The sequence below is a fragment of the Candidatus Hydrogenedentota bacterium genome, assembly GCA_012523015.1.
Taxonomy (GTDB): Bacteria; Hydrogenedentota; Hydrogenedentia; order Hydrogenedentales; family CAITNO01; genus JAAYBJ01.
The window spans coordinates 1-14,268 of record JAAYJI010000223.1 but is presented as its reverse complement, the minus strand read 5'-3'; the positions used below and the strand labels follow the sequence as shown (position 1 = coordinate 14,268).

The 14,268-nt window shown below is 52.7% G+C and carries 11 protein-coding genes, 1 tRNA gene and 1 pseudogene; 4 read left to right on the top strand and 9 right to left on the bottom strand.

Going from position 1 to position 14,268, the window contains the following annotated elements:
* From GX117_09505 to GX117_09495, 3 genes and pseudogenes are all read left to right on the top strand, one after another.
* The coding region (locus GX117_09505) for a helix-turn-helix transcriptional regulator (GenBank protein NLO33573.1) at nt 1-162 on the top strand (162 nt) is incomplete at its 5' end.
* Nucleotides 163-213: 51 nt separating this feature from the next.
* Nucleotides 214-678 (top strand): annotated as a pseudogene (locus GX117_09500) (hypothetical protein).
* Between the two features lie 172 nt (nt 679-850).
* On the top strand, nt 851-2,086 hold the full coding sequence (locus GX117_09495; GenBank protein ID NLO33572.1) for a Gfo/Idh/MocA family oxidoreductase: 1,236 nt from the start codon (nt 851-853) through the stop codon (nt 2,084-2,086).
* Nucleotides 2,087-2,159: 73 nt separating this feature from the next.
* Here the strand turns inward: GX117_09495 and glgC are convergent, their stop codons facing one another.
* From glgC to GX117_09470, 5 genes are all read right to left on the bottom strand, one after another.
* A complete protein-coding gene (gene glgC, locus GX117_09490; GenBank protein NLO33571.1) occupies nt 2,160-3,389 on the bottom strand; it encodes a glucose-1-phosphate adenylyltransferase in 1,230 nt (409 codons plus the stop codon).
* A 231-nt stretch (nt 3,390-3,620) separates the two neighbouring features.
* On the bottom strand, nt 3,621-5,663 hold the full coding sequence (gene fusA, locus GX117_09485) for an elongation factor G (GenBank protein NLO33570.1): 2,043 nt from the start codon (nt 5,661-5,663) through the stop codon (nt 3,621-3,623).
* A 177-nt stretch (nt 5,664-5,840) separates the two neighbouring features.
* Nucleotides 5,841-6,395 carry an NADH-quinone oxidoreductase subunit NuoE gene (nuoE, locus tag GX117_09480; GenBank protein ID NLO33569.1) on the bottom strand — a complete coding sequence of 185 codons (555 nt, stop codon included), beginning with the start codon at nt 6,393-6,395 and terminating at the stop codon, nt 5,841-5,843.
* On the bottom strand, nt 6,395-8,164 hold the full coding sequence (locus GX117_09475; GenBank protein ID NLO33568.1) for a 2Fe-2S iron-sulfur cluster binding domain-containing protein: 1,770 nt from the start codon (nt 8,162-8,164) through the stop codon (nt 6,395-6,397). Before GX117_09475 ends, nuoE begins: the two co-directional genes overlap by 1 nt.
* 48 nt (nt 8,165-8,212) lie before the next feature.
* Complete coding sequence (locus GX117_09470; GenBank protein NLO33567.1) at nt 8,213-10,393, bottom strand: 4Fe-4S binding protein; 2,181 nt, start codon at nt 10,391-10,393, stop codon at nt 8,213-8,215.
* 404 nt (nt 10,394-10,797) lie between these two features.
* Here GX117_09470 and GX117_09465 point away from each other — a divergent pair, with 404 nt between their 5' ends.
* Nucleotides 10,798-11,070, top strand: a complete 273-nt coding sequence (locus GX117_09465; GenBank protein NLO33566.1) for an acyl-CoA-binding protein — start codon at nt 10,798-10,800, stop codon at nt 11,068-11,070.
* Between the two features lie 138 nt (nt 11,071-11,208).
* Here the strand turns inward: GX117_09465 and GX117_09460 are convergent, their stop codons facing one another.
* From GX117_09460 to GX117_09445, 4 genes are all read right to left on the bottom strand, one after another.
* Entirely contained in the window at nt 11,209-12,315 is a 1,107-nt protein-coding gene (locus GX117_09460) for an aminoglycoside phosphotransferase family protein (protein ID NLO33565.1), read from the bottom strand.
* Between the two features lie 56 nt (nt 12,316-12,371).
* The gene (locus GX117_09455) at nt 12,372-13,694 is read right to left on the bottom strand and encodes an alpha-L-fucosidase (protein NLO33564.1); all 1,323 of its coding nucleotides are present in this window, start codon (nt 13,692-13,694) and stop codon (nt 12,372-12,374) included.
* Between the two features lie 61 nt (nt 13,695-13,755).
* Nucleotides 13,756-13,956, bottom strand: coding sequence for a hypothetical protein (locus GX117_09450; protein ID NLO33563.1), 201 nt, complete (start codon nt 13,954-13,956; stop codon nt 13,756-13,758).
* A gap of 41 nt (nt 13,957-13,997) precedes the next feature.
* Nucleotides 13,998-14,075: transfer RNA gene (locus tag GX117_09445), tRNA-Pro, on the bottom strand.
* Between the last annotated feature and the right edge of the window lie 193 nt (nt 14,076-14,268).

The following is a 14,268-nucleotide window of genomic DNA, read 5'->3' as shown; positions in this document are numbered from 1 at the left end:
GGCGAAGCTCCTGTTGAAGGCGAAGTGCCTGTTGAAGGCGAAGCTCCTGTCGAAGGCGAAGAGCCTGTTGAAGGTGAAGCGCCTGTTGAAGGCGAAGCGCCCGTTGAAGGTGAAACGCCTGTTGAAGGCGAAGCTCCTGCTGAAGGCGAAACTCCTGTTTAAGGCGAAACAACTGTTGAAGGCGAAGCGCCTGTTGAAGGTGAAACTCACGTTGAAGGCGAAGCTCCCGTTGAAGGTGAAGCTCCCGTTGAAGGTGAAGCTCCTGTCGAAGGTGAAGCTCCCGTTGAAGGTGAAGCGCCTTTCGAAGGCGAAGCGCCTGTTGAAGGCGAAGCGCCTGTCGAAGGCGAAGTGCCTGTTGAAGGCGAAACAACCGTTGAGGGCGAAACTCCCGTTGAAGGTGAAGTTCCTGTCGAAGGCGAAGTGCCTGTTGAAGGCGAAGCTCCCGTTGAAGGTGAAGCTCCTGTCGAAGGCGAGGCACCTGTTGAAGGTGAAGGCGAAGGTGAAGGTGAAGAATCTGGTGAAGGCGAAGATGAAGATGCTGACGATAGCAGTGGCTGTTGTAAGAGCAACGATAAGTCCTTGTCCTTGCCTGAAATGCTGCACAAAGGTCTGGGCGACTGGCTGCTCATTGGCCTAAGCCTTATGGGGCTGGGAGCCTTTTCTCGACGGATGCCCTGATAGGGCGCCTTAGATAGACACTAGGTATGACACTGCCCTTGGGCGGTGTCAACACCTAGGCGCGTATTTTCTTGACGTTGTTTTTTTTATTGCTTTGGCGTATAATGGTAACTGTATTGTAAGAGCATTATTGTAAGTCTATTTCATCACAATAACCCAAAGGAATCCTGTTATGAGTTCACGTCGAAGTTTTTTGAAAAGTGCCGCCGGTGCAGCCATTACCTTGGGAGGCTTCAGTTATGCCCGGGTAGCGGGTGCGAATGATCGCCTGTCTGTAGGTCTCATTGGCTGCGGCAGCCGCATGAAAGGCGCGATCATGCCTTCGGTCAACAATTATGCGAAGGCAAATAATTTAGAAATCACCGCCGTCTGTGATCCGTGGCGTCTTGCTCGTGAAGAAGCTGCCGCCATGTGCAAAGATTGGTTTGGTCGCGACCCTCTTCAATATGTCAGTTATCGTGAGCTGTTGGAGGAATCGGGTGTTGATGCGGTGATCATTGCGAGTCCTGAACACTTACATACGACTCATATGAAAGCTGCTGCCGAAGCCGGGAAAGACATGTATTGTGAAAAGCCTTTGGGCAAAGATTTCGAGGCTTTAAAGGCGGCCTATGACGCGGTGAAAGCCAAAGATCTCGTTGTTCAGGCAGGTACCCAGCTGCGCAGTTATCCGGCCATGATGGGCGCGCGCCAATACTTTGCCACAGGCGCTTTGGGCCGTATCAGCCGCATCGAACAGCATCGCAATGCGAGTCGTCCTTATTGGTATGGTTATTTGAAAGAAGTGAAGGAAGAGGATGTGGACTGGGCGGAATTTCTTGGTGACCGTCCCATGCGCCCCTTCAATTCCGATTTATATTCAGGCTGGTACGGATACCGCGAATTTTCCGACGGTGCCATCCCCAGTTTGGGCGCTCATTATATTGATCTGGTTCATTCCATAACGGGTGTAGGCTTCCCGCGCAGTGTTGGCGCTGCGAGCAATACCTACATTTGGAAAGATGACTACAACTTTGACAATCCCGACCACGTCTCCGCCGTTTGGGAATATGACGAAGGTTTCGCCGCTCATTATTCGACCAATTTCGGTAATGGCAGCGGCAGCACCTTCAAGATTTTCGGAACCAATGGGGTCATGGATCTCCAAGACTGGAGCAAAATTTATGTTTCCGGTGAAGGCGCCTATGACAAAACGGATCTTCCGAAAAAGGCGGAACGTGTCGAGGATTTCCCGTACCCTGATCACGTTGAAAACTGGATTCAATGCCTCCGTTCGCGGGAGACGCCCAATGCGTCCATCGATGCGGGCTATCAGCATGCCGTCGCCGTGATCATGGCTGTACGCGCTTCCGACACCGGCCGCCGTCAGATTTATGATGCAGACGCCCGCGAAATACGGGAAGGCTGATTCTGCGCTGATTGAGAAAACGAGAAGGCGAGCCCTGTTCTTTTAACGGGGTTCGCCTTTCCTTTCAATACGATTATTTGAAAGCAAGATCAAATTTTTCTTGCGATTCGACAACGACCACGCCCAAGTGGGTCACGCGAAAGCGCTTCGCATCCTCTTTGAGGTCATAACCGATTACGGTGCCCTCAGGGACCTCGATATTTTTTTCGATGATCGCCCGTCGAATGCGGCAATTTCGGCCGATGGTGACGCGTTCAAAGAGAATGGATTCTTTGACGTGGGAGTAGGAGTTGACGCGCACTTCCGGACCGACGACGCAGTTGTCGACCATGCCGCCGCTGATAATACATCCCGGGCTTACAATACTGTCCACAGCCGTTCCGAAGCGGTGCCCTGCTTCGGCAAACACAAATTTTGCAGGCGGCAGGGTAGGCAGATTCGCACGCATGGGCCATTGCCGATCGTAGAGGTTAAAGTGGGGATCTACACTGACCAGATCCATATTGGCTTCCCAGTAGCTGTCCAGCGTTCCCACGTCGCGCCAATATTTAGCTTCCTTTTTGTTTTCATCTTGAAAGTTATAGGCGTAAACGGCGGCATTATCGAGGACCAGCTTCGGAATAATATCTTTACCGAAATCGTGACTGCTTTGGCTTAATTCGGCATCACTGCAGACCGCCTCACGGAGTACCTCCGCATTGAAGACGTAGACGCCCATAGACGCCAGCGCCTTATCCGGATCATTGGGCAGCGGTTTCGGATCTTTTGGTTTCTCTTCAAAGCCGATGACGCGGTTATGTTCATTCACTTGAAAGACACCATAGCGCGACGCTTCCGAGAGGGGCACTTCAATGGCGGCAATGGTAAGATCTGCTTCCGTCTCACGGTGCAGGCGGATCATCTTACGGTAATTCATTTTGTAGATATGATCGCCGCTGACAATGAGCACCTCGTGGGGATCGGCTTGATTGATGGAATAGAGGTTTTGATAAATGGCATCGGCGGTGCCCAAATACCAATTCCTGTTCACGCGCATTTGCGGCGGCAATACCTCTATAAATTCCCCCAAAGCCGTATGCATGATATTCCAGCCTCGGTTAATGTGCCGGGCGAGAGAGCTCGATTTATATTGGGTGAGTACACAGATGCGCCGACAATGTGAATTAAAACAATTCGACAGTGTAAAGTCGATAATGCGGTACATCCCGCCAAAGGGGACGGCTGGTTTCGCACGTTCCTTCGTCAAGGGATGAAGCCGCTCGCCCATGCCCCCTGCCAGCAGCACTGTTAACACCCGCTCCAAGTCAAGGTTGTACATGGTACTTCCATTTCAAATTGCAGTTGCTTACTTATTCAGCCCGTAGTCATTCTATGAGGTATAACAGCTTTTAAAGGAGAAATATTCCGACAGGCGGCGCCGGCTGTCGGTTGTCTCATTCGAAAGGCGGCGCAGGGGCGTGTCCGCTTATCCTGCATAAAAAAAAGCCGTGAGCCTTTATAAGACTCACGGCGAGGATTCTTAGACAGACGGGATTTACTCTTCTTCTTCCCGAGATTTCTCGTAGGCGGCAATAATTTCTTTCGCAATATGATCGGGCACTTCGTCGTAGTGACTCAGTTTCAGCTCATAACTGCCTCGGCCTTGGGTGAGACTGCGCAGTTCCGTGGAATAACGCAGCACTTCCGCTTCGGGCACATTGGCGCGGATCACTTGGCGTCCGCCGCCCAAGGCATCCATACCTAGAATGCGCCCACGGCGGCTATTGAGGTCACCGTTAATATCGCCCATGAATTCTTCGGGCACGGTGACTGCGATTTCCATAATAGGCTCCAAGAGACACGGCCTTGCCTCGCGGATACCTTTTTGAATGGCTTTGGATGCGGCCAATTTAAAGGCCATTTCCGAAGAGTCAACGGCGTGGAAGCTGCCAAAGAAGAGTTCGACAATAATATCAACCACGGGATGGCCGCTGATCACGCCTCGTTCGAGGGCTTCAAAAGCGCCTTTATCTACGTGGGGGATGTACTGCTTGGGCACGACGCCGCCGACGATACTGTCAATAAATTCATAGCCGGCGCCCCGTTCGTTCGGTCCAATGCGCAGATGGACATCGCCGTATTGACCGTGGCCGCCGCTTTGTTTCTTGTGTTTGCCTTGTACTTCGACCTTCGATTTGATGGTCTCATGGTAAGCAACTTTCGGGATACCCGTTTCCGCTTCCACCTTATATTTGCGCTGCATACGGTTGAGCAGAATATCTAATTGCAGATCGCCCATGCCGCGGATAATATGATCGCCCGTAGCGCTGTCCCGATAGTGGGAGAAGGTGGGATCTTCTTCGGCAAGCCTATTGAGGGCTTCCCCAATTTTATCTTCGTCGGATCGTGCTTTCGGACGAATGGACAATTTGACCATGGCTTCGGGCAATTCGATCATGGGCAGTGTCCAGTTGGATCCGGCCGAGACGAGGGTGTCGCCGAAATGGGTGTTTTTCAGCTTGGTCATGGCCGCGAGGTCGCCCGGTCCGATCACATCGACGGGAACCTGTTGCTTACCATTGACTAAGAAGAGTTTGCCTGTCCGCTCCTTGGTATTGGTCGTCACATTATAAAATTCGGAATCGGATTTGAGCGATCCGTTCAACACGCGGAAGAGCGTCAAATGACCGACAAAGGGGTCAACAATGGAGCGGAATACCTGCGCTAAGAAGGGGCCTTTGGGATCGACAGGAACTTCAATCTCTTCGTCCGGCTTCTTCTCATCTTTCACCGTAATCTTGCGTTCCAGTGGGCTCGGGAAGGAGTGGGCTACGATATCTAGGAGCTCTTCAATCCCTTTTTCTTGAGAAACGCTTCCCGCGATGACGGGGATAATCTTTCCTTCTGTAATACCTTTTTGCAGACCGGAGCGAAATTCTTCAGGGCTCAGTTCGAGGGTCTCCAAATATTTTTCCATGAGCACGTCATCGGTTTCAGCAACGGCTTCGATCAGCGCTTCCTTATACTTATCTGCATTGGGCGGGAGCAGCGATTCATCGCCGGAGACGATATTGACCACACCCGACAAGGACGCGCCTTCACCAATGGCGACAACGAGGGGCACACAATGGCGTCCGTAGGTTTCTTGTAGGAGCTTGAGCGTTTCATCGAAATTCGTGTGTTCACGATCCAGTTTGTTGACGAAGAAGGCGCGCGGAACATGAAACTTTTCCGCATAGCGCCAGGCATTATCCATGCCTACTTGAATGCCTGTGGACGCGTCGACCACAATAATGACACCATCGAGCAAGGGCATGGAGGAAGCGACTTCACCGAGGAAATCCACGTATCCGGGATGGTCGACGAAATGGATTCGGCCGCCTTCCCATTCGATGTTTGCCAACGCCATGGCGATGCTGTGTTTGCGTTCGATCTCTTCATCCAGATAGTCGCAAACGGTGTTACCATCTTCGATGGCGCCCAGCCGCCCGGTCAATCCTACTTTATGCAGGATATGTTCGACGAGCATCGTTTTGCCGACGCCACCGTGACCAACAATGCCAACATTACGTACTTTCCCAGCTTCAATGGTTGCCATGAAAAACCCTCCGGTAGATGTTTGTCCGCTTGACGGACAGTGATGGTGTTATGCTGCTATTTTACTGAAACGCAACGGGAATCGCCATGACTCAGGAAGGTCATGGGGACATTAAGTATACCTTGAACACTCCGGTATGCTCAAATTATGCTCAGCTTCCTGCGAAAGAGCAGACGATTACTGATTTTGGTCCTGTTCTTCCTGTTGCGCTTTTAACACATACTTTTCAATGAGCGCGGGAACCTGATCCGGCGTCATATTGCCGTATATTTGGTCTTCAATCATAATGACAGGCGCCAGCCCGCAGGTGCCCAGGCAGCGGGATCCTTCCAGCGAGAAGAGTCCGTCTCGGGTCGTTTCGCCGAAATGGATGCCCAGCTCTTCACAGAGCCGGTCCCCAACACGTTCCGCCCCTTTCACGTAGCATGCGGTTCCCAAGCAAATATTGATGGGGAAGCGTCCGCGCGGCTCCATCCGAAAGAAATGGTAGAAGGTGGCGACGCCCGTGACTTTGGCGGTGGGCACTTGCAGGAGCTGCGCGACAGCGTCCATCTGTTCTCTGCCCAAATATCCAAAGTGCGCCTGTACTTTATGTAAGATATTGATGAGATGGCTGGAGGCGTAGGTATCTCCGGCGCATTCTTCGATATACGCGACTATTTCCGGAGTCAGTGCGTCCATGGCTTCACGCCGTACTTGTTGACGGTTATCCGTAGTCGTTGAAAGTGTCATTAGCGTATTCCTCTCGGCAGTCTGGGTTCATAGTGGGTGTGCAGCAGCTGATGCGCTTTTTCGCCGCCCGGTTCGCCCAAAAAGTTTTCGTATAATTTTTTGATTGCAGGATTATGATTGGAGCTCCGCACTTCTTTCGCGCCGTCAATGGTATACAGCGCTTGTGCCCGTTTGGCGAGGAGCCGCTTATCAAAAATGCGGTAGCCGTCGGGCGGATAGGGCTGTCCGCCGCCGCCGATGCAGCCGCCGGGGCAAGCCATCACTTCGATAATGTGATAGGTCTTCTCGCCTGTGAGCACCGCATCAAGCAGTATTTTGGCGTTGGTCAGTCCGTTGGCGACGCCCACACGCAGGGTGAGCGAATCGTTCACCTTTAACTCGCGTTCGCGCAGTCCTTCCACGGCACGCACTTCTTTAAATTCCATATCTTGAGGCGGCGCGCCCGTGATATTTTCCACGGCCATACGCAGCGCCGCTTCCATGACGCCGCCTGTCGTGCCGAAGATATCTGCCGCGCCTGAGGATTCCCCTAAGGGCGAATCGAACTGATCATCAGGCAGGTCGGCCAGGTTGATACCATAGTTTTTGATCATCCAGACCAGTTCCCGCGTTGTCAACACGGCGTCTGTTTCGGCCAGTCCGTCGGCAGTGCGTAATTCGGGGCGTTGTGCTTCAAACTTCTTCGCCGTACAGGGCATGATCCCCACGACAAAAATGTTTTCGGGAGCGATGCCCGCCTGTTCCGCATAATAACTTTTCAATAAGGACGACATCATCGCCATGGGCGAGCGGCACGAGGAGGCATGAGGAATCAGTTCCGGATAAAATTTCTCCATGAAATTGATCCAGCCCGGTGAGCAGCTCGTCAGGAGGGGCAGCCGTTCGCCTTTTTCAAAGCGGTTGAGAAATTCGGTGGCTTCCTCAACAATCGTCAAGTCGGCGGTGAAGTTCGTATCAAAGACGCGGTCGAAACCGAGGCGTCTCAAAGCCGTGATGAGCTTGCCTGTGGCTGGCGTGCCCAAGGGCATGCCGAAGCCTTCGCCAATGGTGGCGCGGATCGCGGGAGCCGTCTGAGCGACCACATGGATATTCGGGTCGGCAAGGGCTTTCCAAACCGCTTCGGTGCTGTCATGTTCGGAAAAAGCCGCCGTGGGACAGGCCGCAATACATTGACCGCATTGGATGCACACCGATTCGTCCATGCTGCAGTTATGGGCAGGGCTGACCAAGGTGGTGAAGCCGCGCCCTTGTTGACCCAAGTTGTGCACGCCTTGCACTTCGTCGCAGGTACGCACACAGCGGCCGCATAAGATGCACTTTTCAGGATCGCGGTCAACAGCGCTGCCGTCTCTTTCGATGGGAAAGCGTTTGCGCTCCCCGGCAAAGAGGCGTTCGCGCACGCCCGTCGCATAGGCAACATTCTGCAATTCGCAGTTGCCGTCGCGCTCACAGGTCAGGCAGGCGCGGGGATGGTTGTCGAGCAGCAGTTCTACAATGTCGCGCCGTGCCTGGCGTATGGTGGGGCTGTTCGTTTGCACTTCCATGCCTTCCCACACTTCCACGGCGCATGATGCCATGTAAAAGGGAACGCCTTTCACCTCAACAATGCAGACACGGCAAGAGCCTTGTATGCTTAAATCGGGGTGATAACAGAGCCGCGGTATGCGTATACCGAGCTCGTTTTCGGCCGCATCCATGATGGTGGTTCCCTTAGGTACGGCGACTTTTACATTATCGATGGTCAGGTTTACCATGTGTTCCTGGGTCATTGTTATACCTTTATCGTCAAAACCCGCCAAGCAGGTTTTATACCGTTCTTATTGTCTTGATACCGCGTCGAAACGGCACACTTCAAAGCAGCGCCCGCATTTAATACAGCTTGCCTGATCAATGACGTGGACTTCCTTGCGTGCGCCGGCGATACAGGCCACCGGGCAATTGCGCGCGCAGATGGTACAGCCCGTACATTTTTCCGGAATGATTTCGTAATGAATGAGAGCCTTGCATTTGTGCGCAGGACACTTACGATCAAAAACATGCGCCTCATACTCTTCTCTGAAATGGTTCAAAGAGCTCAGCACAGGGTTGGGGGCAGCCCGTCCAAGTCCGCACAGCGACGCATTTTTAACGAGTTTCGCGAGGCGCTCCAGTTTATCCAAGTCATCCGCTTCGCTGCGCCCTTCCGTTATGCGCACTAAGATCTCGTGGATCCTTTTGGTCCCTTCACGGCAGGGCGTACATTTGCCGCAGGACTCATCGACGCAAAATTCCATGAAGAATTTCGCAACGTCGACCATACAATCGTCTTCGTCCAGCACGATCATACCGCCGCTGCCCATGATCGAACCCAATTCACCGAGCGTATCAAAATCGATGGGCGTATCCAGAAAGTCGGCGGGAATCATGCCGCCGGCAGGACCGCCTGTTTGTATCGCTTTCAGCGTTTTCTTATGGGGTACACCGCCGCCAATATCATAGACCACGTGGCGCAGCGACGTGCCCATGGGCACTTCGATCAATCCCGTGTGATTGACTTTTCCCGCAAGGGCGAAGACCTTCGTACCGCCGCTGTTTTTCAAGCCCATCGTACGGAACCAATCGCTGCCGTAAACCAAAATCGCAGGTACTGTAGCAAAGGTTTCAACGTTGTTAATGACCGTAGGACGGCCCCACAAGCCGCTGTCTGTGGGATACGCGGGGCGTATACGCGGTTGTCCCCGCTCTCCTTCAATAGAATGGATGAGCGCCGTCTCTTCACCGCACACGAAGGCGCCGGCGCCGAGCCGAATTTCCAAATCCATACTGAAATCGGTGCCGAGAATATTTTTCCCAAGCAAGCCATGCGCTCTGCACGCTTCCAAGGCTTTTTCGATACGTTTGATCGCGAGCGGATATTCGGCCCGTACGTAGAAGAAGCCGCGGCTCGCACCGATGGTGTAGCCGCCGATGAGCATCCCTTCAATAACACTGAAAGGATCTGATTCGAGCATGCTGCGGTCCATGAACGCGCCCGGGTCGCCCTCATCCGCATTACAGATGATGTAGCGGTCGCCTTCGGCGCTGTTTTTACCTGCTTTCCATTTTAAGCCCGTGGGATAGCCGCCGCCGCCTCGTCCGCGCAGCTTCGATTCCAACAGCTCTTGGATCACCCAATCTGGATCCCCTTTTGACAAGACCGTGGTCAGGGCGCGGAAACCGTGATAGTTGATGTATTCATAAATATTTTCAGGATCGATAATGCCGGCATTGCGCAGCGCCACACGGTTCTGTTGGTTAAAGAAAGCAACGTCCCCGTAAAGGTCGAAGAAACGTTCGCTGATGGATTCGCCGGTACAGCGCAAGTCATCCACCGGCTTGTGGTTTACCAGATGCTCGTCGACAATGCGTTTCACGTCCTCTTTTGTCTTTATGAAATAGACAATATTTTCAGGACGTACCAGCACACAATTGGCTTCTTCGTCTTCGCGCTGCGAACAAAAGCCCATACCGCCTACAGAGGTCAAGGAAATGCTCTGCCGATCGATGTCGGTTTTCTCCAAAGCCTCTTCAAACCAGACCTGTGTGTTGCAGGTGGCGCTGCCTTTGCAGTGGCGCGCTTGACAAAAAATAATCTGTCGTTGCGCATGGGCCATCTCCTTTTCGAGGGCCGCATTTTCGATCACTTCGCCGCCCAAGATATGGCGCGTGAAGATGTCGTGGGCAAGGTCGCGCGTCACCTTTTGATACATGACCGGCATTTTACCGGGCATCAATACGCCTACGATCGGCTCGCGGCTGCATCGGCCCGTACAGCCCACATGATGCAATAGGATATCGTCGCGGGCGGAAGCGCGCAAGTTGCGCTCGAATTCTTTCCAGACTTCCGTGGCGCCGGCGGCGTTTTCACACGTGGCGGAACCCACCTGGATAATAATCTTTGACGAGGATTCTATCCGGGGCGTGCCTTCTTGAGCGGCCTGGCACAATGTTTCATAACGATTTAAAATATCGGTTCCCATGTAGATTATCAGGACTCCCTTATCATAAGGCTCTTGTGGAAAATCAGCATTTTCCAAACGTGGAATTATTACGATGCGGAAAATGTTGATTGTGGTTGGTTAGCGGTAAATTTAAACAACACATACTAAATGAGTGCGTAGTATACTGCATAATACCCATAAAATAGAAATCACAGGATGCCTGTGCTGTCTTTATGAACGGGGCAATGCGCAAGGGCAGCTTTCCCGGCTCTGAGTTTAAACACTTCTAAAAAACAGCTGCACTGTGAAAGCATGGGCCCTGTTTATTGATTATGCTTTAGAAATTTGCATTTTTAATAACAAATAGGCTAGGCTGAAACCCGTGCGTTATGAGTTATCAGTTGAAATCTTGGTTTGAATTCAAAAAAAGGAGGAAGCAGACCATGTCGGATGAACTCACAGCCAGTTTCGAATTGGCAAGCAAGGAAGTGACCGAATTGTCGGAAGCGCCCGATAGCGCGGCGCAGCTGAAACTCTACGGCCTTTTCAAGCAATCCACGGCGGGCGATTGCACAGGCGATCGGCCGGGCATGTTGGATTTTATCAAGCGCGCTAAATTTGATGCTTGGAAAGAACTTGCCGGGATCAGTCAAGACGACGCCAAAAAAAAGTACATCGCTTTTGTTGAGGAATTGAAAGAAGCGGATAAAAAGTAAGCGATCCCGCATCAGTCAATCCGAACTCAAGGGAGCGAAAGGGCAGGCCGCCTCCATCTGTACGGGGCGGCCCCGGGCGGGTTGTATGTGCTTATCGTGCGTCCCTGCTGATCTCCTACGCCGGGCGGCGGCGGCGGCTCACAGCTTTTCAAGAAGCTCCCGGATCATGGATTCCCGTGCCTCAATGCTTTTGGTCAGCTTGAACTGTACCCGCGCGCGATTCAAGTTCTGTTCGTCGTAGCGTGTATTGAAATAGACGTTGCCTGCGATGTAGTCGGCGAAAAAGCGCAGTCCCAATTCAAAGGTGATGAGCCGGATGCTGTCGTATAAATAGTAACGGTCTGCGCCGGTCAGGAAATCGGAGGCATTCGCCATATAGCCTTTTACAATGGCTTTGCATAGGTCGGTGTCAAAGTACACACTCTTGAGATCGAGCGTTTCTTCGCCGGCGGGTTTGCAGCTGGCGCGCAAACAGTCGCCGAAATCATAGTGTATGAGGCCCGTCTTCACCGTATGCAAATCTATAATGCAGGTGCCCTTGCCCGTCGCCTCGTCAATCATAATATTGGAGATTTTGGGATCGCCGTGGATGGGGCGCAAACGCAGTTCACCCCGTTCTTTGGCATCTTCCAATACGGAGCACCAGTCGCGACGGGCGTCAATAAATAATTTGCACCGTTCCGCTTCCAAGGAGGCGCTCAGACGAATTTGGCCTTCCTCCGTTTCCAATGCGGCGTCCAACACCTTGAGATATCCCGGCGTAATGTGAAAGCCTACCAAGGTGTCGTGGAGTTTTGAGGCGTCAAGGTCGCTGATGAGCCGTTGGAATTGTCCCAACACGAATCCCGTTTCATAGGCATGTTCCACACTCTGCACCGTAGGGAATGCGTGGGCAGAGGCGATCAAGGTGATGGCACGCCAGTATTCGCCCGATTCATCAATGAAATAATCGCGGCCGTCCCGTGCCGGGATGACCCGCGGCAATTGCCAAAAACGATCCGATTGATCAATCTCTTCTTCAATGCGCCGATGCACATGCTCCGTCAAGATACGCATATTTTCCATGATATGTTCGGGCTGCGTGAATACCCGCTTATTAATGCGCTGCAGAATAATCCGTTCTTCGGAAAAAGTCGTGCGGAAGATCGCCAAATAGGTATCGTTCACATTCCCTTCTTCCTGACGCGCTACGGTGACAACCCGTCCCGCAACATCGAATTCCCGCGCGATTAACGCTGCTTTCATGAAGGATTCCTTTCTCACGGTCACCGCCTAAGCGGGACCGATAGAGGCGTATAGCTTTAATAACTTACTTTGAATACATAGGCGTGTTGACAAGGCATCGTGTCTGCGGGGATACAGGGCACCGATACCTTGATTTCCTCCGTATCGGCGCTTGTCCGCAGCGCGGGCCCATAGCCCAACAACGAAACCTTCACGTCTTTATTGGGGAAGGGGTTGGAAATGCGCAGCCTTGCGCCGGGCCAGTCGAGGCAGATGGCATAGACCGCTCGATCTTTTTGGGTGAAGCGGAGCTGCTCCATGGCAGGCGCCTGTTCCCAAGGCTCGGTCTCGTAAATGGCTTCTCCATTAACCTCCAGCCATGCGCCCATTTCCAACAAACGATCTTCCATGATGACCGGGATGCGGCCGTCGGCTGTGGGGCCAATATCGAGCAGCAGGTTGCCGCCCCGGCTCACCGTGTCAATGAGCAGATGCAGCAGTTCGGTGGCGCTTCGGTAATCATCGGCAGTTTCGTTTCGGTTATAGCCGAAGGATTTGCCCATGCCTTGGCATTCTTCAAAACGGCAGGCGCTCATCAGCGGGCCGGTCGGACGATGTTGGTATTCAGGCGTGGCGAAGCCGCCGTGGATGCTGCGGCAGTCTTTTCCCCAACGGTCGTTGATCGCAACATCCCGAGGCGCTTTCGATTCATTGAGCAGCCACGCGAGAAATTCGGTGCTGCGCCACGTCTCACTTGGATGATCCCATTCGCCGTCGGGCCAGACGAGGTCGGGCTGAAAACGTTCTACCAAATCTTTGAGCTGAGGCAGCATATACTGATCCACATAGCGATGCACATCGCTGCGGTACAGCGGATTGAACCATTCGTAGAAGGAATAGTAAAAGCCTATACGCAATTCTTTTTGGCGCGCCGCCGTCACGAGATCGCCTGCAAGATCCCGGTGCGGACCAATGTCCATGGCATTCCAATTCCAGTTGGTCGGGTCGTTCCAGAGGCTGAAGCCTTCGTGGTGTTTCGACGTGAGCACCACGTATTTCGCGCCGGCACGGGCAAAGATTTCCGCCCAATGATCGGGATCGTAGAGTTCTGCTTTGAACAGGGGCGCAAAATCCTGATATTGAAATTCTTCGCCATAGGTCTTTTCATGAAACTGCCACGTGGCGCCCTTCTTATCTTGCATATCGTGCCAGTACCATTCTGAATACCGGCCTTTGGGGCCCCACCCCGGCACAGAATAAACACCCCAATGAATAAAAATCCCGAACTTAGCATCCTCAAACCATTGGGGACTGGGGCGGCTGTCAATACTTTCCCAAGTCGGTTCATAGACGGTCTGCCCCAGAGAGGCGATCAAAGACAAGAGGGTAATGGCGTACATGGTGTTGCTCCTTGTAGGATTCGTTCGTATTTATCTACAGGGTATTCTATACGATGACGGGTTATAAATGCAGCTTGGAAGTTCCGCCGCACACCCGAACGTCCATCGTGTCCATCCCGTCCATCGTGTCCATCGTGTCCATCCCGTCCATCCCGTCCATCCCGTCCATCGTGTCCATCGTGTCCATCCCGTCCATGGCCGCCCATCGACTCCCGGACACATCCCGCCCCATAGCCATAAAAAAAAGGATGGCGAGGAACACACCTCGAACCCCGCCAAGACATGGAAAGGAAATAAAAAAACTGGTCGGGGTGAGAGGATTCGAACCTCCGGCCTCTTCGTCCCGAACGAAGCGCGCTAACCGGGCGGCGCTACACCCCGACTCAATGACCGGTAGTATACTCCATTTTTAGGAAGGGCTTCAAAAAAGATACCCTATCCCGCCGTACCTTTACTGCGGACCGCAAAAAGATTCCTGAAAATTTTTGAAAATTTTACTTGACATTTAGGGTGGTTCAGGTTTATACTGTAATAAGAGTAAGACCCCAAAAGGGGAAGATGCTCTGTTGTATTG